The organism is Solidesulfovibrio carbinoliphilus subsp. oakridgensis, from assembly GCF_000177215.2.
GTDB classification, from domain to species: Bacteria; Desulfobacterota; Desulfovibrionia; order Desulfovibrionales; family Desulfovibrionaceae; genus Solidesulfovibrio; species Solidesulfovibrio carbinoliphilus.
The window spans coordinates 3,868,851-3,894,418 of sequence record NZ_CM001368.1; the positions used below are offsets into that span (position 1 = coordinate 3,868,851).

General features: G+C 66.0%; 23 protein-coding genes. 16 read left to right on the forward strand and 7 right to left on the reverse strand.

Annotated elements, in window-relative coordinates; all coding sequences use genetic code 11:
• Positions 1-371: 371 nt before the first annotated feature.
• The 5 genes from DFW101_RS16965 to nifE form a co-directional block, all read right to left on the reverse strand.
• The gene (locus tag DFW101_RS16965) at positions 372-1,022 is read right to left on the reverse strand and encodes a flagellar brake domain-containing protein (RefSeq protein WP_009182744.1); all 651 of its coding nucleotides are present in this window, start codon (positions 1,020-1,022) and stop codon (positions 372-374) included.
• Positions 1,019-1,903 carry a tetratricopeptide repeat protein gene (locus tag DFW101_RS16970; protein WP_009182745.1) on the reverse strand — a complete coding sequence of 295 codons (885 nt, stop codon included), beginning with the start codon at positions 1,901-1,903 and terminating at the stop codon, positions 1,019-1,021. The genes DFW101_RS16965 and DFW101_RS16970 overlap by 4 nt, the downstream gene beginning before the upstream one ends.
• A gap of 236 nt (positions 1,904-2,139) precedes the next feature.
• On the reverse strand, positions 2,140-3,420 hold the full coding sequence (locus tag DFW101_RS16975; RefSeq protein ID WP_009182746.1) for a radical SAM protein: 1,281 nt from the start codon (positions 3,418-3,420) through the stop codon (positions 2,140-2,142).
• Between the two features lie 11 nt (positions 3,421-3,431).
• A complete protein-coding gene (locus tag DFW101_RS16980; RefSeq protein WP_009182747.1) occupies positions 3,432-4,787 on the reverse strand; it encodes a nitrogenase component 1 in 1,356 nt (451 codons plus the stop codon).
• Positions 4,784-6,172 carry a nitrogenase iron-molybdenum cofactor biosynthesis protein NifE gene (gene nifE / locus DFW101_RS16985; RefSeq protein ID WP_009182748.1) on the reverse strand — a complete coding sequence of 463 codons (1,389 nt, stop codon included), beginning with the start codon at positions 6,170-6,172 and terminating at the stop codon, positions 4,784-4,786. Before nifE ends, DFW101_RS16980 begins: the two co-directional genes overlap by 4 nt.
• Positions 6,173-6,565: 393 nt before the next feature.
• Here nifE and DFW101_RS16990 point away from each other — a divergent pair, with 393 nt between their 5' ends.
• Positions 6,566-8,020 carry an NAD-dependent succinate-semialdehyde dehydrogenase gene (locus tag DFW101_RS16990; RefSeq protein WP_009182749.1) on the forward strand — a complete coding sequence of 485 codons (1,455 nt, stop codon included), beginning with the start codon at positions 6,566-6,568 and terminating at the stop codon, positions 8,018-8,020.
• Between the two features lie 73 nt (positions 8,021-8,093).
• Here DFW101_RS16990 and DFW101_RS16995 read toward each other — a convergent pair whose 3' ends face one another.
• Positions 8,094-8,786 (reverse strand): TerC family protein, encoded by a 693-nt coding sequence (locus DFW101_RS16995; RefSeq protein ID WP_009182750.1) that lies wholly within the window; start codon positions 8,784-8,786, stop codon positions 8,094-8,096.
• 242 nt (positions 8,787-9,028) lie between these two features.
• On the opposite strand from DFW101_RS16995, the gene DFW101_RS17000 reads away from it, so the two are divergent.
• Together DFW101_RS17000 and DFW101_RS17005 are read left to right on the forward strand one after the other, a co-directional pair.
• A complete protein-coding gene (locus DFW101_RS17000) occupies positions 9,029-10,198 on the forward strand; it encodes a BtaA family protein (RefSeq protein ID WP_009182751.1) in 1,170 nt (389 codons plus the stop codon).
• A complete protein-coding gene (locus DFW101_RS17005) occupies positions 10,195-10,824 on the forward strand; it encodes a class I SAM-dependent methyltransferase (RefSeq protein WP_009182752.1) in 630 nt (209 codons plus the stop codon). Before DFW101_RS17000 ends, DFW101_RS17005 begins: the two co-directional genes overlap by 4 nt.
• A gap of 354 nt (positions 10,825-11,178) precedes the next feature.
• On the opposite strand, the gene DFW101_RS17010 is transcribed toward DFW101_RS17005, so the two are convergent.
• Complete coding sequence (locus tag DFW101_RS17010) at positions 11,179-12,303, reverse strand: NAD(P)H-dependent flavin oxidoreductase (protein WP_009182753.1); 1,125 nt, start codon at positions 12,301-12,303, stop codon at positions 11,179-11,181.
• A 1,455-nt stretch (positions 12,304-13,758) separates the two neighbouring features.
• Here DFW101_RS17010 and DFW101_RS17015 point away from each other — a divergent pair.
• From DFW101_RS17015 to DFW101_RS17075, 13 genes are all read left to right on the forward strand, one after another.
• A complete protein-coding gene (locus DFW101_RS17015) occupies positions 13,759-14,274 on the forward strand; it encodes an NADH-quinone oxidoreductase subunit J family protein (RefSeq protein WP_009182755.1) in 516 nt (171 codons plus the stop codon).
• On the forward strand, positions 14,271-14,579 hold the full coding sequence (gene nuoK / locus DFW101_RS17020) for an NADH-quinone oxidoreductase subunit NuoK (RefSeq protein ID WP_009110116.1): 309 nt from the start codon (positions 14,271-14,273) through the stop codon (positions 14,577-14,579). The genes DFW101_RS17015 and nuoK overlap by 4 nt, the downstream gene beginning before the upstream one ends.
• 3 nt (positions 14,580-14,582) lie before the next feature.
• A complete protein-coding gene (locus tag DFW101_RS17025; RefSeq protein WP_009182756.1) occupies positions 14,583-16,076 on the forward strand; it encodes a monovalent cation/H+ antiporter subunit D family protein in 1,494 nt (497 codons plus the stop codon).
• Between the two features lie 105 nt (positions 16,077-16,181).
• Entirely contained in the window at positions 16,182-16,448 is a 267-nt protein-coding gene (locus DFW101_RS17030) for a hypothetical protein (RefSeq protein ID WP_009110114.1), read from the forward strand.
• On the forward strand, positions 16,435-18,249 hold the full coding sequence (locus tag DFW101_RS17035; RefSeq protein WP_009182757.1) for a Na(+)/H(+) antiporter subunit D: 1,815 nt from the start codon (positions 16,435-16,437) through the stop codon (positions 18,247-18,249). Before DFW101_RS17030 ends, DFW101_RS17035 begins: the two co-directional genes overlap by 14 nt.
• 27 nt (positions 18,250-18,276) lie before the next feature.
• A complete protein-coding gene (locus DFW101_RS17040) occupies positions 18,277-19,857 on the forward strand; it encodes a complex I subunit 4 family protein (RefSeq protein WP_009182758.1) in 1,581 nt (526 codons plus the stop codon).
• Positions 19,854-21,257 carry an NADH-quinone oxidoreductase subunit N gene (locus DFW101_RS17045; RefSeq protein ID WP_009182759.1) on the forward strand — a complete coding sequence of 468 codons (1,404 nt, stop codon included), beginning with the start codon at positions 19,854-19,856 and terminating at the stop codon, positions 21,255-21,257. The genes DFW101_RS17040 and DFW101_RS17045 overlap by 4 nt, the downstream gene beginning before the upstream one ends.
• A 55-nt stretch (positions 21,258-21,312) precedes the next feature.
• A complete protein-coding gene (locus DFW101_RS17050) occupies positions 21,313-21,705 on the forward strand; it encodes an NADH-quinone oxidoreductase subunit A (RefSeq protein WP_009182760.1) in 393 nt (130 codons plus the stop codon).
• A complete protein-coding gene (locus tag DFW101_RS17055) occupies positions 21,669-22,199 on the forward strand; it encodes an NADH-quinone oxidoreductase subunit B (protein ID WP_009182761.1) in 531 nt (176 codons plus the stop codon). Before DFW101_RS17050 ends, DFW101_RS17055 begins: the two co-directional genes overlap by 37 nt.
• On the forward strand, positions 22,196-22,744 hold the full coding sequence (locus tag DFW101_RS17060; RefSeq protein ID WP_009182762.1) for an NADH-quinone oxidoreductase subunit C: 549 nt from the start codon (positions 22,196-22,198) through the stop codon (positions 22,742-22,744). Before DFW101_RS17055 ends, DFW101_RS17060 begins: the two co-directional genes overlap by 4 nt.
• A 9-nt stretch (positions 22,745-22,753) precedes the next feature.
• The gene (locus tag DFW101_RS17065; protein ID WP_009182763.1) at positions 22,754-23,911 is read left to right on the forward strand and encodes an NADH-quinone oxidoreductase subunit D; all 1,158 of its coding nucleotides are present in this window, start codon (positions 22,754-22,756) and stop codon (positions 23,909-23,911) included.
• Complete coding sequence (nuoH, locus tag DFW101_RS17070) at positions 23,908-24,897, forward strand: NADH-quinone oxidoreductase subunit NuoH (protein WP_009182764.1); 990 nt, start codon at positions 23,908-23,910, stop codon at positions 24,895-24,897. The genes DFW101_RS17065 and nuoH overlap by 4 nt, the downstream gene beginning before the upstream one ends.
• 1 nt (position 24,898) lies before the next feature.
• A complete protein-coding gene (locus tag DFW101_RS17075) occupies positions 24,899-25,426 on the forward strand; it encodes a 4Fe-4S binding protein (RefSeq protein ID WP_009182765.1) in 528 nt (175 codons plus the stop codon).
• The last annotated feature ends 142 nt before the right edge of the window (positions 25,427-25,568 follow it).

Sequence of the window (25,568 nt, forward strand, 5' to 3'; positions counted from 1 at the left end):
CAGGGCCGGCTCCAGGGCCGATCCCGTTGCCGCCACGCCACGTCACGGGACAGGGGGCAGGGAACGGGGACGACACAGAGACAAAAGGACACGGCGAGCAGCGTCAGGGGCATCAGGGCCAGGGTGGCGAACATGGGGACCTCCGGCTGGTTTGCGGGAGGTAGAGCAAAAGGGATGCCATGCTTACGGCTTTGAATTGCAGGGAAATTTTCGGACGCCAGGGAGGCTGCGGCTGCGGAGCGCAAAAAACGAAGGGTCTTGCCACGTTTTTGTCGCAAGCCGGGGCGGGCCGAGGGTGGCATTCGCTAAAAAATAAGCATTTAAATATGTTATTCTCGAAATTCGCAGGCACGAATTTCGAGAACGCGGCACTAGCCGAGCACGGACAGGGCGGTCTGCAGGTACAGGGTCAACGCGTCCCGGGTCTGGGCCGGCACGTCCAGGAACTTGAGTCCGATCTCGAGCCGCCGGCCGGACAGGGCGACCCGCTTGACCGAACAGGACAACTCCGGCGACGGCGCCCCGAACAGGGCGCAGGAAAGCCCGACCTTGTCGTCGATGGCCACGGCCGGCGTCTTTTCGTCGTGAAGGACCGAGAACTGGCACCCCGACAGGCTGAGGTCGAGGATCATGCCGGCGACGGCCGCGCCGCCGAGGCCGGCCTTGCCCGGCAGGCAGCAGGAGACGCGCGGGTGGCGGCGCAGGTCGTGGGATTCGAGCCGGGCCGGATAGGTCAGGAAGACCAGCGGAAAAGGCACCTGGATCCATTTGATGATCCGGGCGGAGAAACCGACCACCGTGCCCTCGTGCAGGTAGCGGACGATGGCGGCGTTGTCCGGGGCGAGCATCTGGTAGAGGGCGTCGCGGCCGGAGTCGGCCTGCCCCGGCATCTGCACCACCACGAACCGGCCCCGGGCATGGCCCACGCAGGCCGTGGCCAGCTTGTCCCCGTAGCCGGCCACTTCGAGGAGCATCTTGGTGCCGGGCGGACAGTGGAATCCGGCGGCCAGGGGGGCGGTCATGACCCGACCCGGCCCTTGGCCGTGATGTCGGGCAGGGGCGCGTCGTCGTGGGTGTCGGCGGTTTTTGCGTCGCCAGCGACCGGCCCGGTCCCGCCGTCCCCGAGGTGAGCCAGAAAACGCCTGGCTTCGGTGAAGTCCGGGGAAAGGGCCAGGGCCTCTTCCAGATGGGTCCTGGCCGCGTCCGTGTCCCCGGCGTCGGCCAGGACCCGGGCGATGTTGAAGTGCAGGTGCGGGTCGGCCCCGTTTCGCTCCACGGCCTTGCCGTAAAAGGCCATGGCCTCGGTGAAGTGGCCTTCCTTGCGCAGGCGCATGCCGAAGTCGTTAAAAAGGTGGCGCTCCTCCTCCTGGAACAGGGCGTCGATGTCGAAGATGCGCCGCAGGGCCGCGGCCAGCTTCCTGCCGTCGCCTTTCTGGAGGTGGATCTTGCCGAGTGCGATGTTGGCCTCGGGATTTTTCTCGTCGAGCAAAAGCGCCTTGCAGAATTCCTTTTCCGCACCGTCCAGGTCGTCCTCGGACAGGTGCTTCTCGGCCAGGGCGATCTTCTTTTTGAGCGATTCGATAAACGGCAGGCACCGTTTTTCGTAGTACCCGGGTTCGGGCCGGTAGTTTCGGGCCAGCTCGCCCTTGGTGATGGTCGTGGTCGGCCCGGAGGGGATGGAATTGGCGTTTAAGGCCTGGAGGCTGTAGTCTTCGTCGCCCATGCGCCGCACGAACCAGCGGGTTTCCTGGGCGTAGGTCCGGGCGGTCGCGCCGTGGCCGGTCTGGGCGGCCTTGGTCAGGACGTAGACGCCGAGGATGCGGCAGGGTTCCGGTGGAGCGGCCTGGAGCGTCGGCTGCCGCCCGCCTTCCGTGGAAGCCGTGTCTGAGGGAGCGTTTCCCATGGCTGCGCCGTCTCGTCGATCAACGAAGACAAGCGTGGATCGATGGGCTTGGAGTTTCTTCGTGGCGCGGCCCGTGCGGATGGAAGGCGGCCGCGTGCCAGGAGCGAGGGTGATGCTGCGCGATTGGCCGCAAGCCTACACCGTGCCGGCTGGCGTGTCAAAAAAAGGGAACCGGCCCGGGCGCGGCGTGGCAGCGTCGCGCCCGGGCCGGTCTGCCGGAAGGGGAGGGACGGGGATCAGCCGCAGCCTTCGCCGCCGCCGCCCCCGCTGCCGCAGCAGGCCTTGCCGAGGCCCTTCTTGCGGCTTTTTAAAAGCGACAGGTCGCCGGAGCCGTAGACCTCGGCCAGGGCGGTTTCCAGGAAGCCCGAGCATTCGTAGGGCAGGATGCCGGAGGCGGACAGGACCTTGCGCGGCGTCTCGCCGTAGGCGGCGACCAGCACGGCCCGGCAGTCGGACAGGACCTTGGCCAGCTCCTCCCACCGCTTGGGACCGGCGCCCGGGTCCGGGGCCCACCGGTCCTCGACGAACGAGAACCCGACGGCCTCCTGCTTCCAGATCTGGAACTTGTGGGCTTCGCCGAGGTGCATGTTGACGAGCATGCCCTCCCGGGTGGCCACGGCCACGTAGGGCCGCTTCTCCAGGTCCGCGCCGGGCGCGGTGCGGGAACATTCGCCGAGCAGCGGGGCCAGCTCGCCCGACCGGTCGTTGCAGAGAAGCCCGACCGCGTCGGCCCGGCACCGCCGGCAATGGCTCATCTGGGGCACGAGGCCGCCGGCCTTTTCCCGCAGGTCTTTTATCATCTCGGAGGAGGGCGCCTCCACCTCGGCAAAGGGCGTGTCGGCCACCGGGAAGATCGGCATGATGTTCTGGATGTCCACCCCCAGTTCCGAGAGGACCTTGGACACTTCGAGCACGTGGTGGTCGTTGACGCCCGGGATGACGATGGTGTTCGATTTGACGATCACACCCTTCGCCTTGAGGATCTTTATGCCCTCGATCTGGCGTTCGAGCAGGAGCCTGGCCGCGGCCTCGCCCCGGTGGATGACCTTGCCGTCCCGGGCCCAGGAGTAGATTTTCGCGCCGATCTTCGGGTCCACGGCATTGACGGTCACGGTCACGTGGGTGACGCCGAGTTCGGCCAGTTCGGCGGCATGGGCCGGCAGGGCCAGGCCGTTGGTGGACAGGCAGAAAAGCATCTGCGGGTACTTGTCTTTCAAAAGCCGCACCGTCTCCAGAGCCTCGGGATTGGCCATGGGGTCGCCCGGGCCGGCAATGCCGCAGACGGTGATGCGCGGCTCTTTTTCAAGGACCTTGTCCATGTAGAGGACGGCCTGCTCCGGGGTCAGCACGGCGCTGGTGACGCCCGGGCGCGATTCGCTGACGCAATCGTATTTGCGGTTGCAGAAGTTGCACATGATGTTGCACTTGGGGGCCACGGGCAGGTGGACCCGGCCGCAGGAGCCGGCGGATTCCCTGTTGAAGCAGGGGTGCTTGGAGAGGTCCTTGGTGGTGGTCATGTCTCGCTCCTTTAGAGATAGCCGTAGCCCACGGCGCTGTCTTCCTGCTTGCGTTCCAAGAGAGTGTTGACCAGAAGGTCGAAGAGGGCCTGGGTGCCCCGGTAGCCGACGTGGAGCATCCGCTGGCCGCCGAAGCGGTCGTGGATGGGGAAGCCGACCCGCATGAGCGGCACGTTCATGGATTTGGCGTAGCGGTAGCCCTTGCTGTGCCCGACGAGGAGGTCCGGGGCCAGGTGCTCGGCCTGTTCGGCGATATCAAAGAAATCGACGCCTTCCCGGGCCTCGGGCGGTTCGGGCAGAATGCCGGCCGTCACTGCGGCCAGGGCGGCCTTGAAATTCTTGCAGGTGGCGCCGGTGGCGGCCAGGATGGGCTTGACCCCGATTTCGGCCAGGAAGGCCACCATGGCAATGACGAAGTCCTCTTCGCCGTAGACGATGGCCCGTTTCCCGGCCACGTACTTGTGGCCGTCCACGTAGGCGTCGACCAGCCGGCCGCGCTCGTCGGCGTACTTGGCCGGCATGGGGGTGCCGGTGATCTGCTCCAGGGCCTCGAAAAAGGCGTCGGTCTCGCGGATGCCGATGGGGATGCCGAGGCGGTGGTTGGGGACGCCAAACCGGCGGGCCAGGCCCGCCCCGGCGGTCTCGGCCAGGTGGTCGGCCCGGCCGCACTCGATGGTGCCCAAGGCCCCGGACATGGCCTGGATGTCGGCGAGCTTCGTGCCGCCGGCCGGCAGCTTTTCGTAGTCCAGGAGCGCCGGCCGGTCGAGGGTCTCGGAGATGTCCGGCAGGACGGTCGCGGCCAAGCCGTAGTCGGCCAGGATCTCCTTGAAATAGCGCAGGTCGGCCGGGGAGACGAAGCCGGGGATGAGGTTCACCCGCCGTTCGGCCGGAGCCTTTTCCCGCACCAGCTGGCCGGCCAGGGCGGCCACGGCCGCATGCCAGCCTTCCATGTGGGTGCCGGAGTAGCTCGGGGTGGAGACATGGACGATTTCCGGCAGGGGCAGGTCGGCGAATTCCTTTTTGAATTCGGCCAGAAGGCGCGGCACGTCGTCGCCGATGGTCTCGGTCAGGCAGGTCGAGGCCACGCCGACCACCGTGGCCCCGTACTTGGACATGACGTTTAAGATGCCCTTTTTGAGGTTCGGGCCGCCGCCAAAGACGGCCTGCTTCTCGCCGAGGGCCGAGGAGGCGATGTCCATGGGCTCGCGGAAATGGCTGATGATGTAGCGGCGCATGTAGGTGGCGCAGCCCTGGGAGCCGTGGAGGAAGGGAATGGCCCCCTCCACGCCCCGGAAGGCGATGGCCGCGCCAAGGGGTGTGCAGAGCTTGCAGGCGTTGGTGGTGGAGACGTAGGGCGAATCGCTCATTTGCTTTCTCCCATGGCGTTGGCCGCGGCCTTGGCCAGGGCCTCGCGCCGGGGCACGAAGCGCCAGATGGGGCTGGTGGCCGAAGCGTGGACTTCCCTGGCGAAATTGAGCATGCCGACAAAGCCTTCGAGGGCTTCCTTGCGCTCGTGGTTGTGGTCGCAAAAGCCGACCCCGAGCTTGTGGGCGATGGGCCGTTCCTTGACCCCGCCGACGAAGAGGTCCACGTCGAGCTCCCGGACATACTTGGACAGTTCCAGCGGGTTGGAGTCGTCCACGATGACCGTGCCCGGGTCGCAGATGGCGGCCAGCTCCTCGTAGTCTTCCTTGGTGCCGGTCTGGGACCCGACCAGGACCACCTGCATGCCGAGGTGGCGGAAGGCCTTTATCAGCGAGAAGGCCTTGAAGGCGCCGCCGACGTAGATGGCCACCTTCTTGCCTTCCAGATCCTTGCGGTATTCGCAAAGCTTCGGCAAAAGCTCGGACAGTTCCTCGCGCACCAGCTTCTGGGTCCGCTCGACGATGGCCGGATCGAGGTGCTTGAAGTGGTCGGCCACGGCGTAGAGCGAGTCGGCCATGTCCTCGATGCCGAGGTAGGAGACCCGCAGAAACGGCGTGCCGAACTTCTCTTTCATCATCTGGGCCAGTTCCATGGTGGCCCCGGAGCACTGGACCACATTGAGGGCCGCGCCGTGGCAGCGCTTGATGTCGGCCACCCGGCCGTCGCCCGTGATGTTGGCCACCACCTCGATGCCCATCTTCTCGAAATATTCCCGGATGATCCAGATCTCGCCGGCCAGGTTGAAGTCGCCCAAAATATTGAGGGACAGGGGGCTTATGGCCGAGGTGTCGCCGGTGCCGGCCAGGGTGAACATGGCCTTGCAGGCCGCGGCGTAGCCTTCGCGCTTGTTGCCCTTGAACCCTTCGGACTGGACCGGGATGACCGGGATGCCGGTGGTCGCGGCCACGTCGCGGCAGATGGCGGCCACGTCGTCGCCGATGATGCCGACGATGCAGGTGGCGTAGACAAAGGCGGCGTTGGGCTTGTGGCGCTCGATCAGTTCCAGCAGGGCGGCCTTGAGCTTTTTCTCGCCGCCGAAGATGACGTCTTTTTCCTGGAGGTCGGTGGAAAAGCTCAGGCGGTGGAGCTCGGGGCCCGACGACAGGGCGCCCCGGATGTCCCAGGTGTAGACCGCGCAGCCGATGGGGCCGTGCACCAGGTGCAGGGCGTCGGCGATGGGGTAGAGGACCACCCGCGAGCCGCAGAACACGCAGGCCCGCTGGGAAACGGCCCCGGCCAGGCTGTCCCGGTTGCAGGCCAGCTCGAAAGGCCCCTCGCCCGTGCGGTGGATCTGGTCACGCCGTTCCTCGAAAATGGCCTGTTCCATAACGCTCCTTTTATCCGGTCACCAATTGTCGGGCACAGCGGGACTAAGCAAAGTCCGGGCCAGCGGGAAAGAGCCTGAATCTCCACGTCTTTTTGAAAAGGGAAAGTACCCGAAGACAAAATTGTAGGGAGGCCGCCGACAGAATTGTAGAAGGAGCCTCTCCCGGCCCGGGGAAATTTTTTTTTCAACGGCCAGGCCGGAGCCCGGGAGCCTGCAAAACCGCAGCCGGGACGGCCTGGGCCCCGGAAAAGGGCCTTTTGCCCCGTTTGGGCCGCAAAAAGCTTTGGCGGACTTTGTTGTGCCTTTTTTGACACACGGCAGGTTCGTGAATACAGGAAGCCACCGCCTCTCCGCCAGCCGGAAAGGGACGCGGGAGGGGCAAGGAGGAAACGCATGTTGCAGGATACGGAGCTTTGGAGAGAGGCCTGTCTGATCGGCGGGCAGTGGGTCCAGGCCGACGGCGGCGGAAAAATCGCGGTGGACAACCCGGCCACGGGCCAGACCATAGGCCAGGTGCCCAAATGCGGCCGGGCCGAAACGGCCCGGGCCATCGAGGCGGCGGGGAAGGCCTGGCCGGCCTGGCGGGCCCTGACCGCCCTGGAGCGGGCCAACGCGCTTTTGCGCTGGCACGACCTGATCCTGGCCGCCAAGGACGACCTGGCCCGGCTCATGACCCTGGAGCAGGGCAAGCCCCTGGCCGAAGCGGCCGGGGAGATCGCCTACAGCGCGAGCTTCATCCGGTGGTTCGCCGAGGAGGCCCGCCGGGCCTACGGCGACGTGGTGCCGGCCCCCTGGGCCGGACGCCGGATCCTGGTCACCCGGGAGCCGGTCGGCGTGTGCGGCATCGTCACCCCCTGGAACTTCCCCACGGCCATGATCGCCCGCAAGGTCGGCCCGGCGCTGGCCATCGGCTGCCCGGTGGTGGTCAAGCCGGCCTCCATGACGCCCTTTTCCGCCCTGGCCCTCGGCGAACTGGCGGGCAGGGCCGGCATCCCGGCCGGCGTGGTCAACATCCTGACCGGCGACTCCCGGGCCATCGGCGACGAGCTGACCGAGAATCCCGTCGTGCGCAAGCTCTCCTTCACCGGGTCCACCGAGATCGGCAAGAAGCTTTTGGCCAAGTGCGCCGGCACGGTCAAGAAGGTCTCCATGGAACTCGGCGGCAACGCGCCGTTCCTGGTCTTTGACGACGCGGACCTGGACGCGGCCGTGGCCGGGGCCATGGCCACCAAGTACCGCAACTCCGGCCAGACCTGCATCTGCGCCAACCGCTTCTACGTCCAGGCCGGCATCCACGACGCCTTCGTGGCCAAGCTGGCCGAGGCCGTGGCCGGCCTTACGGTCGGCGACGGCCAGGCGCCGGGCGTGACCCAGGGCCCGCTCATCGACGGCAAGGCGCTGGCGCACATGCAGGCGCTGGTGGCCGACGCCACGGCCAAGGGCGGCCGGGTGGTCTGCGGCGGGGGGCCCCACGCCCTTGGCGGCAACTTCTTCGAGCCGACGGTCATCGCCGGGGCCACCCAGGACATGGCCTTTGCCCGCGAGGAGATCTTCGGGCCCATCGCCCCGGTCTTCCGGTTCGACACCGAGGCCGAGGCCGTGGCCCTGGCCAACGACACCGAATACGGCCTGGCCGCCTATTTCTACACCCGGGACCTCGGCCGGTCGTTTCGGGTGTCCCGGGCCCTGGAATACGGCATGGTCGGCGTCAACGAGAGCCTCATTTCCAACACCGAGGCCCCCTTTGGCGGGGTCAAGGAGAGCGGCCTTGGCCGCGAGGGCTCGCGCTACGGCATCGACGAGTACGCGGTGCTCAAATACACCTGCATCGGCGGCCTTGGGGAGTAGGGAAGGAGGCGGACGAAGATGCCTCCGGCGGCCGGGAGGGGGTCACCCCCTCCCGGACCCACCCGAAAGGGGGTCAGCAGCCCTTGGCGGCGGCCCGGTGCCACAGCCAGCCGACCGCCACCACGCCCGCCGCGCCGACGATCTCGCCGGCGTAGAGGCCCGGGCGGCCAAGCGACAGGTGCGGGGCCAGCCACGGGTCGGTCAGCACCATCTCCGCCGCCACCTTGCCGAGCACGGCCGCGCCGACCACCACGATGACCGGATAGCGGTCCATGATCCGGGACAGGGCGTTCGAGGCGAAGACCACGAACGGGATCGAAAGTCCGAGCCCGAAGATCAGAAGGGCCAGGTTCCCCTGGGACGCTCCGGCCACGGCCAGGATGTTGTCCGTGGACATGACCAGGTCCGCCACCACGATGGTGATCATGGCCTGGAAAAACGTGGTGCAGGCCTTGCCTTCCTTCGCATCCGCCGCATCCGTCAAAAGCTTCACCGCGATCCAGGCGATAAGCCCGCCCCCGACCAGCTTCAGGTACGGCAGGTCCAGGAGCTTGGCCGCGAAAAAGGTCAGGGCCACCCGCAGGATGACCGCCGCGCCGGCCCCGAGCAGGATGCCCCGGGCCCGGGTCCGTGGCGGAAGGTTGCGCACGGCCAGGGCGATGACCACGGCGTTGTCGCCGGCCAGGACCACGTCGATGGCCACGATGCTGACGAGCGCCGTGAAAAAATCCAGGGAAAAAGCAAATCCGTTCAGAAGATCAAGCATGTCCGCTCCCGCCCGATCGGCCATCGGGCCGCCCCGCCCCAGCCAGGGTTCGCGGCGCGTCCGCCCGCGCCGCCGCCGGGCCGGCTCTACCAGAGGCGGCCGGCCGGGGCAATGGCCGGAGCCGGGGCAGCCGCCGGCAGGGGGAATGTCGCCTTCCCGTCACCCGACCGACGCCGTTTCCAGCCACGGCTTCCGTATAAGCGGCAGGCAAAAATCACCTCTTCCAACCAACCCGCGCCCCCATGCCCATGACAAAAAAAATCGCCACCCGCGTCCAGGACGCCCTTTTCGGCAGCATCCACGGCCAAAGCCTCGTCTACAACACCTGCTGGGAAGACCCGCGTCTGGACCGGCGGCTCCTCGGCCTCGGTCCCGACTCCCGGGTGGTGGTCATCACCTCGGCCGGGGACAACGCCCTGGACTACCTCCTGGACGGTCCGGCCCGGGTCGACTGCGTGGACGTCAACTTCCGGCAAAACGCCCTCCTGGAACTCAAGCGGGCCCTCTTCGCCCACGCGACGTTCGAGGAACTCTACGCCTTTTTCGGCGAGGGCGGGGGACCGGCCTGCGCCGGCATCTACGCCCGCATCCGCCACACCCTGCCGGCCTACGCCGCCGCCTTCTGGGACCGCCACATCGGCTACTTCCGGGCCGGCCGGCTGTCGCGGTCCTTCTACTACCACGGCGCGTCCGGCCTGGCCGCCTTCGTCTTCTCCAGGCTCATAAGCGCGCTCAAGCCCGGCCTTCGCCGCAACATCCCCCGGCTCCTCGAAGCCGGCAGCCCGGAAGAACAGCGCCGGGTCTTCGCCGCCATCGAGCCCGTTTTCTGGGACCGGCTGAGCCGCTGGCTGGTCGGCCGGCCCGAGACCATGGCCCTCCTTGGCGTGCCGCGCCCCCAGATCGACCTCATCCGCCACTCCCACCCGGGGGGCCTCGAAGGCTTCGTCCGCGACAAGGTCCGCCACGTCTTCACCGGCCCGCCCATGGCCGAGAACTACTTCTGGCGCGTCTACCTGACCGGCCGCTACACCCGCCGCTGCTGCCCAGAATACCTGAAGGAAAGCCGCTTTGCGGCCATCCGCGACCGCCTGCCGCTTCTCGCCGCCCACACCGACACCCTGACCGGCTTTCTCGCCAAGAATCCCGGCCCCTACACCCACTTCGTCCTCCTCGACCACCAGGACTGGCTGGCCAGCCACGCCCCGGCCGCCCTGGCCGAGGAATGGGACCGCATCCTTTCCTGCGCCGCGCCCGGGACCAAGATCCTCATGCGCACGGCCGGCCTCGACGTCGCCTTCGTGCCCCAGGCCGCCAGGTCCAGGCTGCGGTTTTTCCCGGAACTGACCGAGCCGCTCCACGCCGCCGACCGGGTCGGCACCTACGGCAGCCAGCACTTGGCGGTGGTGGCATGACGGCCGCCGCCACCCCCCATCCCCTGGAGCGCTACTACCGGCTGCACGCCCGTATCTACGACGCCACCCGCTGGAGCTTTCTCTTCGGCCGCGACCGGCTGCTTGGCCAGGCCGCCGCGGCCCTCCAGGCCGCTCCCGTCCGCACCGCCCCCCGCATCGCCGAAATCGGCTGCGGCACGGGCCGCAATCTGGCCGCCCTGGCCCGGCTTCTCCCCGAGGCCGCCCTCACCGGCATCGATCTCTGCCCGCCCATGCTGCGCCGGGCCACCGCCAAGGCCAGCCCGCGCACCTGCCTCGTCTGCGCCGCCTACGGCCCGGACAGCCTGCCTCCGGCCGCGACCGACTGCATCGTCTTTTCCTATGCGCTGACCATGTTCAACCCCGGCTGGGACGCCGCCCTCGATGCCGCCGCCCGCCACCTCGCCCCGGGCGGCCTCCTGGCCGTGGCCGATTTCCACGACACCCGGGCCGGCTGGTTCCGGTCCTGGATGGGCGTCAACCACGTGCGCCTGGACGGCCACCTGCTCCCGGTCCTGGCCGCCCGGTTCGACACCGTCCGCCAGGAGGTCCGCCCGGCCTACGGCGGCCTGTGGCAGTACTTCTGCTACCTGGGGCGCGTGCGCTGAGGGAGAAGAGGGATGGAGGGGGAGAGGGAGAAGGAAGGGGGGAAGGAAAGATGCCTCCGGCGGCCGGGGGGCGTCACGCCCCCCGGACCCCCCGAACGGGGTGGGCGGGAGTGTGGGAAGCGGGTGGGGGGCGTTGGCGGATGTGCGTCGGTGTGGCCGGAATCGGGTTGGCGACACTGGCTGCAAAGCCAGCTAGCACGCCAACCCGATTCCGGCCACACAGGCCCGTCGCCCCGGGGACGGGGCGAGTTTAAAGGAATTTTACGGACAGGATTTTCAAGAAGAGGCCGCAGGGCCCGCTCAGGGCGGCCGGGGGGAAATCCCCCCCGGCCGCCGGAGGCATTCTTGTTTTATTTATGCGGGTACGACGGCCTTGGCCGGTGCCGGGGCCGCCGTGGCGTCCAGCGCTTCGGCGGCTTCGTATTCGGCCACGAGGCTGTCCATGAGTTCGGCCACGGGCATGACGCGGTCGATGCGCCAGGCGTTTTTGCCGGCAAAGGCGAAGCCGTAGTTGAAGCGTCCTTTCTTGGCATTGGCCAGGGCCAGGGTGATGCAGTAGGGCGCTTTGGTGTAGTCGCAGGTGTGGATGCAGCGATAGGGGCAGCAGGAAGGTGTTTTTTCACCCTCGGCGGCCTTGGTCAGGAAGTCGTTGTGGATGGCCCGTCCGGGCATGCCGACCGGGCTTTTGATGATGACCACGTCTTGTTCGGTGGCATCGATGTAGCTTTGCTTGAACCGGTCGTCGGCGTCGCATTCGTCGGTGGCCACGAAGCGGGTGCCCATCTGGACGCCGGCCGCGCCGAGCTTGATGAAGCGTCGGATGTCCGCGCCGGTGTAGACGCCGCCGGCGGCGATGATCGGGATGGGCCGGCCGTTGGGGGCGGTGTAGGGTTTGACCCCTGCGACCACCTCGGCCACGATTTTCTCCAGGGAGAAGTCGGGGTCGTCGATCTGCTCGGCCTTGAAGCCGAGGTGTCCGCCGGCCATGGGGCCTTCGACCACGAAGGCATCGGGGGTGCGGTCGAAGCGGGACAGCCATTTCTTGCAGAGGATGACGGCGGCCCGGGCCGAGGACACGATGGGCACGAGTTTGGTCTTCGAGCCTTCGGTCAGGTAGCTTGGCAGGTCGAGCGGCAGTCCGGCTCCGGAAAAGATGGCGTCCACATTTTCCTTGATGGCCGTTTTGACCAGGTCCGCGAAGTTGGCCATGGCCACCATGATGTTGACGCCGAGGGCCCCGGTGGTTGCGGCCCGTGCGGCCCGTATTTCCCTTGTCAAAGTCCTGTTATTGGCGGATATGTAATTGGAGGAGAAATCCGGCTCGTTCATGCCGATGCCGGCTGCGGATATGACGCCGAAACCTCCGCATGCGGCCACGGCGGAAGCCAGGCCGGAAAGGGAGATGCCTACGCCCATGCCGCCCTGTATGACGGCCCTTGGAATGAGCAGGTCGCCGATGGTTAAGGATGGAAACGACAAGAGGGCTCCGAAGGTTGAAAATGCGGCGGGATTGCCTGTCTTCCCAGGGGAAGGACGGTCGCAACGCGTGGTCCAGGCTTCCTTCCGACGCCCGGGAGGCGGCGTTCCCCGGCTCGAGGGCAAAGATCCGAGCTCCCTCGGGGAGGGGCCAGCCCGCGTGGCCCGGGGCCTGTCCGGAAACAGGGCGCGCCCATGTCGGGCGAGTGTTGTGCGAAAAAAGCGGGAGCGCCTTTCTTCTGCATAAAACAATACTCTACCATAACGCCAGACAGGCCTTTTGGCAATGGCCTGTTTTCAGGCGCCGGGCCGGACCGACTGTTCGGGAAGCCCTGGCCCGGCCGCCCGGCAGCGGCTTCGTCCGGGCCCGTCCGCGAGATTGCCGAGAGGGTGGGCCCGTTGCCGGACGCCCTCCTTCTCGAGACTTCGCCCGCGCCCGCGCGCGAGAGTGCCTATGGCACGAGCGGCCGAGGCGGGGCAAGGGCTGGAGGCGCGTTCTTTTTTGGCCCCGGTCCCGGAGCGGGGCGCCTGGGCCGGGGCGTGCGGGCCGGCTTCCGGCAACGGCGCGTTCGCAATCCCTCTCCCGGCCGGCCGATGGCCTTCCCAGCCGCCTTCGCGTGCGCCGCCACCTGGCGGCTTTTTTTGCGCCATTGCCTTTTTCCGGTCAACCTGCCTGCCTCCACCGGCCGTCCGGCAGTCTTGCGGCGGCCGGCCCGCCGGGCATTCCTTACTGCATCGGTTCGATGACCATTTTGTCGCCCCCGGCGCGGGGGAATTTTTCACGTTTTGTTTCCTGCGGAGGATGCGCTGTCGTTTTGGTGGGTTGCGGCAGATGAAACGCTGGCGGCCGGGTGCGGTGGGCGTGTTTGGGGACGTAATGGTCTGGCGGCCGGCCGGGGGGTCTGCTACAATAAGGTAACTTTTTCTCTCTTGACTGGCACGAGAAAAGGGGTTTATAAGCTTCCCGCCTGACGTGGCACGGTTTCGCAGAAACATAACACGTCCAGCGCCTCTGCTCCTTGAAAGAATTGTCATGATACAAGATGTTCGCTGCAGTGCCGCTCTGCCTGCAATGCATTTTGTGAAAAATAGGTCATGGGTTGACGGGAAGAAGTCTTTGCTGCAGCCTCATTGTGACTGTTGCTTTGTGAAGAATGCGTTTCAATCGCAATGGCACTCTGCAGAATAGCGTGTTTGAAATGAAAATTGCAGTAAAAGAAAGTCGGTAAGACGTATTTTGTCTGAAGACAAAAAGAGAATAGCTTGTTTCTTTTGTGTCTTTTTTGATTTTTCTGCTCATTGTCTGTCTTGAAATTCTTGTTTGAATGGTATTGAGAAGATTTGTGCTGTGTCTTTGTCGGGATTTGCTGGGCATTCGAGAAAGAACTTCGTCGTATTCTGTCATTTGGGTCGGCTTGTAAACGGATTCCGTGTGATGCGGAGAAAAGCGGGGCGCTTATGAATGAAATGTATCTTGGCCAGTTCGCCTTCGCCTTCTACACCCTGATCATCCTGGCTGGCGGCCTGCTCGCCGTCGGGGCCCAGGGTCTGGTCAGGGCCATGCTCGGGCTCGTGGTTTCGCTTTTCGGCGTGGCCGGGCTCTATCTCCTGCTTCTGGCCGACTTCGTGGCCCTCATGCAGATCCTGATCTATGTCGGCGCCGTCACCATCCTCATGTTCTTCGCCATCATGCTGACGCGGGCCTCGGCCGACGGCGGCGAGGCCGAAGGGCCCGGATTCGCCGGCATCCTGCGCGCCATCCCCGCCTTCCTCGTGCCGGCCGGCATCCTGGTGCCGTTTCTCGCCGTCCACGGCACGCCCGGCTTTGCCACTCCCAAAAACGTCAGTCCCGACCAGCTCGGGGCCGGGCTGCTCGGACCCTACACCCTGCCGTTCGAGCTCATCTCCGTGGTGCTTTTGGCCGCCATGGCCGGAGCCGTCCTTTTGGCCTTTGAAAAGCGAGGCGCCCGATGAATCCGCTGCTTTCCTATCAGGTGGTGGCCGTGCTGCTCCTGTGCCTGGGGCTTTATGCCCTGGTGGCCCGGCGAACGCTCATTGGCATGCTCATCGGCGTGGAGCTGATGCTAAACGGCGCGGGCCTGTCCATCGTGGCCGCCGCCCAACTCACCCCCATGGACGGGGTGCTCGGCCAGCTCGGCGCGCTCCTCGTCATGGGGCTGGCCGCCGCCGAGGCCACGCTGGTGCTGGCCATTGTCCTGGTGGTTTCCAAACGCTTCGGGGATGCCGCGTCCGACACCCCGAGCGAACTCAAGGGGTAGTCCATGGCCGTCGCCGCTCACACCATCGAAAGCGCCCGGGTGCTTGCGCCCCTGGTCATCACCTTGCTGGCTCCGTTTGCCCTGTGGTTTTTGCGCAAGAACCAGGACCTGCGCGAAGGCGTGTCCTTTGCCGCCGCGGCCATGGCCTTTGCCGCGGTCGTGTCCATGGTGCCGGCCGTCCTGGACGGAGCCGTGTGGACCTACCATCTGGTCACGTTCTTTCCCGGCGTCTCCATCATCTTCGCCGTGGACGGGCTGTCCCTGATCTTCGCCATCGTGGCCACGTTCCTGTGGTTTTTCGCCACCAGCTACAACATCGGCTACATGCGCTCCCTAAACGAGCACGCCCAGACCCGGTACTACTTCTGCTTCGCCGTAGCCATCTTCGGCGCGGTCGGCGTGGCTTTTTCCGGCACCATCGCCACCCTCTACCTCTTCTATGAGGTCATCACGGTCTTCACCTATCCGCTGGTCGCCCACCACCAGGACGCGGAGGGCTACCACGGGGCACGCAAGTACCTGGTCTACCTCATGGGCACGAGCAAGCTCTTCCTGCTGCCGGCCATGATCCTGACCTACGTGCAGTGCGGCACCCTGGACTTCAACCTGGCCGACATCAGCCACGGCATGTTCCCCCCCGGGGCCGATCCGAAGCTGGTGACCATCACCTACTTCCTCTTTCTCTTCGGCCTGGCCAAGGCGGCCATCATGCCGCTGCACAACTGGCTGCCCTCGGCCATGGTCGCCCCGACCCCGGTCTCGGCCCTGCTGCACGCCGTGGCCGTGGTCAAGGCCGGCGTCTTCTCGGTCTCGCGCATCATGCTCTCGTGCTTCGGCGTGGATCTGCTCGCCAACCTGAGCCTTGGCCTCATCACCGCCTATCTGGCCGCCTTCACCATTGTCGTGGCCTCGATCATCGCGCTGACCAAGCAGGACCTCAAGGCCCGGCTGGCCTATTCCACGGTCAGCCAGCTCTCCTACATCATCATCGGCGTGGCCATGCTCTCGCCCCTGGCCGTCAAGGGCGGGCTTCTCCACATCGCCCACCACGCCTTTGCCAAGATCACGCTCTTTTTCGCGGCCGGCGCCATCTACGTGGCCACGCACCTCAAGCAGATCCCGCTCATGGACGGCATCGGCCGCCGGCTTCCCTTCACCTTCGGCGCCTTTGCCGTGGCCTCGCTGTCCATGATCGGCGTGCCCCCGGTTTCCGGCTTCGTGACCAAGTGGTATCTGGCCAACGGCGCGATCTCCATCCACCAGGACATCCTCTTGCTGGCGCTTCTGGCCTCCACGCTGCTCAATGCCGGCTACTTCGTGCCGGTCATCTACCGGGCCTTTTTCCGGCCCCCGGCCCCAGGCGTGGACCATTCCCACTTCAAGGAGGCCCCGCTGGTCATGGTGGTGCCCCTTTGCCTGACGGCGCTCATTTCGGTCACCCTGGGCCTTTTCCCCGGCATCTTCGCCCAGTTCGTGGATGCTTTCGGCAAGTTCTAGCCTGGGCCGCCGGGCCCTGACGGACGAATGGTCCTGACAATGAAGGAAAGCCCGCACCCGGCCGTAACGGCCCGGTCCCGGGCAAAGGGAAGGAAGGAGGACGCCATGCGGGAACCGCAAACGCTTGGGGCCTGGCTGGAGAGGGCCAGGGCCAACGCCCAGGCCTGGAAGAAAGCCCTTTTTATCGTCCTGGCCGCGCTTGTGGCCCTCAATTTCGTCATCACCAACCACCACCCGCATTTCGCGGGCGAGGGGCTGCCCGGGTTCTGGGCCGTCTTCTCCCTGGCCGCCGCCGTGGTCATGGTCGTGGTGCTCAAAAAGATCGTCTATCCCATGCTTGCCCGCCCGGAGGATGACAATGGCCGGCCTTGAACAGATCGCAGGCATCCACTTCCTGCACCCGTCCATCGGTTTTCTGGCCCTGGCCCTGGTCATGGCCTTCCTGAAAAACGAGCACTACATGGCCTGGCGCTGGCTGCTTTTGGCGCCGCCGGTGGTGGCCATCGCCTCGGTGGCGGCCCTGACCATGGGACCGGACGGCGCCCGTGACCTGGCCACCCTCCACTATCTCGGCCAGACCCTGCAGTTGGGCCGGGTGGACGCCCTGGCCCTGGTCTTTGCCAGCGTCTTCTCCATCCAGGCGCTTATAGGCTTCATCTACGCCCTGCACGTCGAGGACCGGGGCCAGCACATGGCCGCCTGCCTGTACGTGGCCGGCGGGTTCGGCTGCGTCTTTGCCGGCGACTACATCACGCTGTTCATTTTCTGGGAGATCATGAGCATCGGCTCGGTCTTCCTGATCTGGCTGCGGGGCACGGAGCAGGCCACGGCCGCCGGCTTCCGCTACTTCCTGTTCCACATCTTCGGCGGGCTCTTTCTGCTGGCCGGCCTGCTGTTGCGCTACGGGGCCATCGGCACCTTCGCCTTCACGGCCGTGGCGCCGGACGCCGCCCGCTACTTCGACTACATCATCCTGATCGGCTTCCTGGTCAACGCCGCCTTCGTGCCGCTCCACGCCTGGCTGCCCGACGCCTACCCCGAAGCCACGATCACGGGCGCGGTCTTCATGAGCGCCTTTACCACCAAGACCGCCGTCTACGTCCTGGCCCGGGGCTACGCCGGGTTCGAGGTCCTGGCCATCGGCGGCTGCGTCATGTGCCTCTACGGCGTCTTTTACGCGACCATCGAGAACAACGCCCGCCGCATCCTGTCGTATCACATCGTGTCCCAGGTCGGGTACATGGTCTGCGGCATCGGCATCGGCACGGCCATGACCGTGGACGGGGCCTGCGCCCACGCCTACGCCCACATCCTGTACAAGGGCCTGCTCTTCATGGGCGCGGGCTGCCTCCTGTACTCGGCCGGTACGGCCAAGCTGACCGAGCTCGGCGGCCTGGCCTCGCGCCTGCCGCTGGTCATGATCGGCTACATGGTCGGAGCGGTCTCCATCTCGGGCATGCCGCTTTTCAACGGCTTCGTCAGCAAGACCATGACCATCGCCGGCGCGGCCGAGGCCCACCGGACCTGGCTGGCCCTCGGCATGGAGCTGGCCGCCGTCGGCACCTTCCTTTCCGTCGGCATCAAGCTCCCGTACTTCGCCTTCTGGGCCAAGCCCAAGAGCGAGGTGGAACTCAAGCCCATTCCCTGGAACATGTACCTCGGCATGGGCATCTCCTCGATCCTGTGCCTCGGCATCGGGCTTTTCCCCCAGACCCTCTATTCGCTGCTGCCCTTTCCCACGGATTACGTGCCCTACACGCCCTGGCACGTGCTCCAGTCCTGCCTCATCCTCGGCTTTACCGGCCTTGGCTTCTACCTCATGCGCAAGATCATTCCGCCGCATCCGAGCCGCAACCTGGACTTCGACTTCCTCTACCGCTGGATCGGCCGGGGATTCGTCAAGGTGGTCAGCGTTCCTGCGGCGGCCATCGATAACGTCTGGACCGATGTGTACGAGAAGGTGGGACTCCGGGGCCTGATCGTGGCCGCCTTCGGCACCAACGTCTTTGACGGCAAGGTCATCGACGGCGTGCTCGACGGCTCGGCCCGGGGAGTGCGCGAAGTCGGCGGCGCGGCCATGGCCCGCAGCCAGACCGGCCGGCTCCAGGACTATCTCGCCGCCGCCGTGGCCGTGGGACTGCTGATCTTCGCGGCCGTCTGGTATCTGGGCTAACCACCAAGGCGACAAAGGGAGCTTTTCATGATGACGCAAAACGGATTTCCGGTGGTGACGGGGCTCATTGTCCTGCCGCTCATCGCCGCCCTCGTCTTGCTGGTCTGGCGGCGGGACGAGTGGACCACGCGGGTGGTGACGCTGGCCACGGGCATTCTCGAATGCCTGCTGGCCCTGCCGCTGTTATCTTATTCGCCAAGCGGCCCGGCCTTCCAGTTCGTGGAAAAGGCCCAGTGGCTGCCGGCCATGGGCATGACCTACCACCTGGGCCTGGACGGGTTGAGCCTCTACATGGTTCTCCTGACCGCGCTCATGCTGCCCCTTTGCGTGCTCGGGTCCTGGACCTACATCAGCAAACGCGTGACCGAGTTCCACTTCTGCCTGCTGCTTATGACCTCGGCCTGCATCGGCGTGTTTGCGGCCCTGGACTTCGTCCTCTTCTACGTCTTCTGGGAGGCCATGCTCGTCCCCATGTACCTCTTGATCGCGGTCTGGGGCGGCCCCCGGCGGCGGTATGCCTCCATCAAGTTCTTCCTCTACACGCTCGCCGGCTCGACCCTCCTTTTGGCCGCCATCGTGGCCTTCCGGCAGGTGGGCGGCACCTTCTCCATCCCCGAGCTGATGGAAAAGAGCTATTCCTTCAAGTTCCAGATCTGGGCCTTTTTGGCCATGGCCCTGGCCTTTGCCATCAAGGTGCCGATGTTCCCGTTCCACACCTGGCTGCCGGCCGCCCACGTCGAGGCCCCGGCCGCGGGCAGTGTGCTCCTGGCCGCCATTCTCCTCAAGATGGGCACTTACGGCTTCCTGCGCTTCTGCCTGCCCTTGACCCCGGCCGCCTCGGTCACGGCCGCGCCGATCATGATCGCCATCTCGGTGGCCTCGATCCTCTACGGCGGCTGCATCGCCCTCGGCCAGACGGACATCAAGAAGTTGATCGCCTACTCGTCGGTCGGGCACATGGGCTTTGTGACGCTCGGCATCTTCTTACTCAGCGTCAAGGGCGTTTCCGGCGCCATCCTCCAGATGTTAAACCACGGCATCACCACCGGCGGCCTCTTCATGATGGTCGGCCTTCTCTACGAGCGCAGCCACAGCCGGGAGATCGTGGACAACCAGGGCCTTGGCAAGTTCATGCCGGCCTTCATGTTCCTTTTCGGCCTCTTCTCCTTCTCCTCCCTGGCTTTTCCCGGCACCAACAGTTTTGTCGGCGAGATCCTGGTCCTGATCGGCGCCTTCGCCGGCAACCCCTGGATTGGCTTCGCGGCCGTGCCCGGGGCCATGCTGGCCGCCGCCTACATGCTGCGGCTTTTGCAGCGGGTGACCTGGGGCGAGCCGTCCTCGTTCAAGAAGGGGAGCTGGCGGGATCTCGGCGTCCGGGAGTGGCTGACCCTCGCCCCCCTGGCGCTCCTGGTCTTCTACATCGGCCTGGCCCCGGCCCTGGCCATCACCACCATCGAGCCGTCCATCGAGCGGACGCTCAGTGCCTTGCACGCCAAGAACCAGGCCATGGGGCTGACCGATGACATGCCGCTGGCCGATCGCATGAAACTGCCCGCATCCCTGGCCGTGGCCAGCGCCACGGACGCCCCCAGCAAGGAGCTTCCATGACCATCTTCACGCTGTTGCCGGAACTGTGGCTCTTGGGCCTTGTCTGCGCCCTGTTCGTCGCAAGCGTGCGCGGCAAAAAGTCCGTCATGGCCTGGCTGCCCGCCGCGGCCGGCGTCGGCGTCCTGGTCGCCATGGCCGGACTGTCGGCCCGGGGCGACATCCTCTACGGCACCTACAAGCTCGACGCCCTGTCCCAGTTCTTCAAGCTGGTGATTGCCTTCGGCTTCGCCGTGGTGACCGGCATCTCGGCCGGCAAGAAAGAGGACAACGCCGACCTGACGCCGGACTACTTCATGTTGCTCGGGCTCTCGGCCTGGGGACTCATGCTCTTGGCCTCGTGCGTGGAGCTGGTCACCCTGTACCTGGCCCTGGAGCTGTCCTCCTACAGCCTCTACGCCCTGATTCCGCTGCGCGGCCAGGACCGGCGGGCGGCCGAGGCCGGCATCAAGTACATCCTTTTTGGCGCGGCCGTGACGGCGCTGGCCCTTTTCGGCCTGTCCTACATCATGGCCGCCAAGCACACGACCTCCATCGCCGCCCTGGCCGCCACGCCCTGGAGCTTTAGCGAAGCGCCCCTGGCCGTCCTTGGGCTGACGCTCTTTCTGGCCGGTTTCTTCTACAAGCTGGCGCTCTTCCCGTTCCACTTCTGGTGTCCGGACGTCTACCAGGGCACGAAAAACGAGACGGCCGCCTACGTGGCCACCATCCCCAAGCTCGGGGCCGTGGTGGTCCTGGTCCGGCTGGCCGCCTTTTTCGCGCCCCACATGGAACTGACCAACATCCTGGCCATCCTCGGGGCCGCCTCCATGACGTTCGGCAACCTGGCCGCCCTGGTCCAGCGGGATTTGAAACGCCTGCTCGGCTTCTCCTCCGTGGCCCACGCCGGCTACGTCATGCTCGGTCTGGCCGCCGGATCGGCCGCCGGGCTCTCGGCCGCGGCCTTCTACAGCCTGGCCTACATCCTCATGAACCTGGCCGCCTTCTACGTCGTGTGCGCCATGTCGCCAAAGGGCGAGAACCCGAGCCTCGACGACCTCGACGGCCTGTACAAGCGGGCCCCGGCCCTGGCCATGATCCTGGCCGTGGCCGCCTTTGCCCTGGTCGGCCTGCCGCCGACCGCCGGGTTCACGGGCAAGCTCTTCCTGCTCTCGGCCGCCTGGGACCAGGGCTACCACTGGCTGGTCATCGTGGCCGTGCTCAACACCGCCATCTCCATCTACTACTATCTGGGCATGGTCCGGCACGCCTACACCGGCGAATCCGACGCCCCGGCCCTGGCCATACCCAGGAGTTCGCTGGTCTTTGGCGGGGTCCTGGCGGCCTTGGTGCTGCTGCTCGGCATGATGCCGGCGCCGCTCTACGATCTGGCGGCCATGGCCGGGACGCAGCTGCATCCCTAGGACGGCCGTTTTCATGCGGCACGGTCATTAGAACTGGAAGAGGAGGGAAAGGCGCATGGTCTTTACCTGGTTTCAAGCGGCGATACTGATCTTTTTCCTGGGCGGCGTGCTTTTTGCCGCGGGTCCGCTCCTGGGATCGCTGGTCCTGGCCCCCAAGGCCAAGGGCGGGGCCATGGCCGAGGCCTACGAGTGCGGCGTGCCCACCCACGGCAGCTCCTGGGTCAAGTTCGGCATCAACTACTACTTCTACGCCCTGATCTTCTTGGCCTTCGAGGTGGACATCCTCTACCTCTTTCCCATCGCGGCCCTGTACGCCAGGCCCCAGGGGATGGAAGCGGCTGTCAAACTGTTGGTGTTTCTCGCGGTGCTTGGCGCCGCCATCATCTACTTCATGCGCAAGGGAGTGTTCACATGGCCCCGCAGAATCCAGGTTGCGCCCAGGCCGTAGACACGGTCGATCCGGCGCTCATCAGCACGCCCGCGGTCCAGAAACTCGTGGACGTCTGCCGGGCCATGTCCATCTGGCCCATGACCTTCGGTCTGGCCTGTTGCGCCATCGAAATGATGGCCGTCGGCATGGCCCGCTTCGACATCGCCCGCTACGGCGCGGAAGTCTTCCGCCCGTCGCCGCGCCAGTCCGACCTCATGATCGTGGCCGGCACGGTCAACAAGAAGATCGCCCCGGCCGTCGTGCGCCTCTTTGAGCAGATGCCGGCCCCGCGCTACGTCATGGCCCTTGGCAACTGCGCCATCTCCGGCGGCCCCTTCAACATCGAGGGCCAGTACAACGTGGTCCAGGGCGTCGACACCCTCATTCCGGTCGACGTCTACGTGCCCGGCTGTCCGCCCCGGCCCGAAGCCCTGCTGGAAGGCCTCTTCGCCATCCAACAGAAGATCACCGGCCGCCGCTGGTGGCAGGTGCCCCAGGGAGGCGAAGAATGATTCCCGATTTTGCCGCCAAACTCGGCGCCGTCTGCATGGCGCCCATGGACTTCGCCACAACCGGCTGTTCCCTGTCCGTGACCCTCGCCGCGGACACCCTCCGCGCCGCCGTGGCCGTCTGCGACAAGGAAGGCTACCTGCTCGAAGACGTGATGGCTTCCGATCTGCAGGAAGGCTACGAGGTGGCCTATCACCTGAGCCTGCTCGACGGCGCCAACCGCATCGTCCTGCGCCTGACCGTGCCCCACGACGCCCCCGAAGTGCCGACCATAAGCGACATCTATCCGGGCGCGGACTGGCACGAGCGGGAGTGCTTCGACTTCTACGGCATCCGGTTCGCCGGACACCCGAACCTCTACTTCCTGCTTTTGCCCGAGGACACCACCGAGCATCCGCTGCGAAAGGCGGCTTCGGCCAGGAAGTCCCTGCCGGACCTGGTGCCCCTGTCCTACCTCGTGGACTGCGGCCTGGCCGAACCCGAGCCCGAGCCCAAAGCCAAACCCGCCCCGGCCGCAAAAGCCGTCCAAAAAGACGCCAAGGGCTAAGGAGGAATCATGCAAGCCTTCGATCCGACGGCACTCCGGGGCGACCTCGCGTCCATGCGGTTCGAGCCGGGGCCGACCGACGACAAACTCATTTTGAGCATGGGGCCCCAGCACCCGTCCACCCACGGTGTGCTACGCATCATGCTCGAACTCGACGGCGAGTACATCCTGCGCGCCGAGCCCATCCTCGGCTACGTCCACCGCATGCACGAATGGATGGCCGAGCAGAAAACCTACATGCAGTTCATGCCCAACATGGGCCGGGTGGACTACCTGCACGCCATGGCCTGGAACTGGGCCTATGCCGGCGCCGTGGAGCGCCTGCTCGGCGTCCAGGTTCCGGAGCGGGCCGAGTACATCCGCGTGGCCGTCACCGAACTCAACCGCATAAGCTCCCACCTGCTCTGGTGGGGGGCCTATCTCTTGGACCTCGGGGCCTTCACCCCCATCATGTACGCCTTCGACGACCGGGAACGGATCCTCGACATCCTCCAGGACGTGACCGGCTCGCGCCTGACCTATTCCTACTTCACCTTCGGCGGCGTCTACGGCGACGTGCCGTCGGACTTCGCCTCGCGGTGCCTGGAATTCACCCGCCACCTGCGCTCGCGCCTGCCCATGTACCGCGATCTGGTCACGGACAACGTGATCCTTCGCGGCCGCTGCGAGGGCATCGGCGAGATGAACGTGGAGCTGGCCCGCAAGTACGGGGCCACGGGACCGGTCCTCCGGGGTTCCGGCGCCCCGGTCGACACCCGCCGGGCCGAGCCCTACGGCGTCTACAACCGCTTCGACTTCCGCATCCCGGCCTACAACGAGGGCGACGCCATGGCCCGCTACATGGTGCGCATGGACGAACTGACGACGAGCTGCGACATCATCGACCAGGCCGTGCAGGGACTGCCCGAAGGCCCGATCCAGGCCAAGGTCGGCAAGACCGTCAAGCCCCCCAAGGGCGAGGCCTGCTATGCCGTGGAAGGGGCCCGGGGCAAGATCCTGGTCCACGTCCGCTCCGACGGCGGTCCCAAACCCTACCGGGTGAAGCTGCGGGCTCCCGGGTTTTCCAACCTGAGCCTTTTCAGTGAACTGTCGCGCGGCACGCTCCTTGCCGACGCCGTGTCCATCCTGGGCAGCCTTGACCTCGTCATCCCGGAGATAGACCGATGAACCTCGATCTTTTACTCAGCCTCGACTATCCGCTCACCCGACTGGTGATCGGCCTCCTGTGCATCTTCGCCTTCGTGGGCTTAAACGGCCTCGTCCTGGTCTGGGTCGAGCGCAAGGTGGCCGGGTTCGCCCAGCTGCGCCCGGGGCCCCTGCACGTCGGGCCCTACGGCCTCCTGCAGCCCATCGTGGACGCGGTCAAACTCATCGGCAAGCAGTTGGTCGCCCCGTCCGGCAGCGACAAGATCCTCTACTGGGCCGCGCCGCTTCTGGCCTTCGCCCCGGTGACGGTCTGCTTCCTGCCCCTGCCTTTCGACCCGGACCTCGCGCCCATCCGCATGAACCTCGGGCTGGTCCTGATCCTGGCCTTCTCGGGCCTTGGCGTCCTGTCCCTGTGTCTGGCCGGCTGGGGATCGAACAACAAATGGGGCCTGCTCGGCGCGGCCCGGGCCGTGGCCCAGTCCGTGGCCTACGAGGTGCCGCTGCTCCTGTCGGTCATGGCCGTGGCCATCACGGCCGGGTCCCTCGATCTCTACCAGATCTCGGCCCAGCAGGGCGCTTGGCCCTGGCAGTGGTACGGGGTCAAGAATCCGCTGGCCTTTTTCATCTTTCTGGTTTGCGCCGTGGCCGAGACCAACCGCGCCCCCTTCGACCTGCCGGAAGCCGAATCCGAACTCACCGCCGGGTTTCACACCGAATATTCGGGCATGGGCTTCGGCCTTTTCTTCCTGGCCGAATACGCCAACATGATCGTGGTCTCGGGCGTGGCCGCCGCGCTTTTCCTCGGCGGCTGGCAGGGGCCGTTTTTGCCCGGGATCATGTGGTTTCTGGTCAAGATCTACTGCATCCTCTTTTTCATCATCTGGCTGCGCTGGACCTACCCCCGCGTGCGTTTCGACCAGCTTTTAAACCTCAGCTGGAAGTGGCTGACGCCCTTGGCCCTGCTCGACCTTGCCCTGGCCGTGATCGTGGCCGGATTCGGAGGCTGACATGTCTGTTTCGGAGCTTTTCCAGGAAGCCTACACCGGGCTCAAAAGTCTGGTCATCGGCCTTGGCGTCACCGGCCGGGCCATCTGCCAGCCCGGCATCACGGTCATCTATCCCAGGGAAGAGGTTGACAACCTGGCCTCGTTCCGGGGCCATGTGGAGCTCATCGGCAAGGACGACGCCCCGGACGTGCCGCGCTGCGTGGCCTGCGGGGCCTGCGTCAAGGCCTGCCCGTCCAACTGCCTGACCGTCCTGTGTCCGGTTCCGGCCAAGGAAGGGGACGAGGCCGGGGCCGAGGCCAAGATGGGTCCGGCCCCCCAGAAGGGCTGCAAGAGCCCGGCCGTGGTCATCGTGGATTTCTCGCTGTGCAGCCTGTGCGGCCAATGCGCCAAGACCTGCCCGGTCGATTCGCTCAAGTTCTCGGACAATCCCTACATGGTGGCCTTTGACAGGAAGGCCTTCAAGATCGATCTGATGGCCCGCCTGCGCCGTCTGGCCCACGACGAGGAGCAGGGAAAGGCAGAAGAATAAGAAGAATAGAAGAAGAAAGAATGCCTCCGGCGGCCGGGAGGGGGTCACCCCCTCCCGGACCCTCCCGTCCTGTGGGCCGCATTTCCCCGGCTGCAAAGCCCGCCGGGGAAATGCGGCCCACAAACGTGAGTATCCAGGAAAG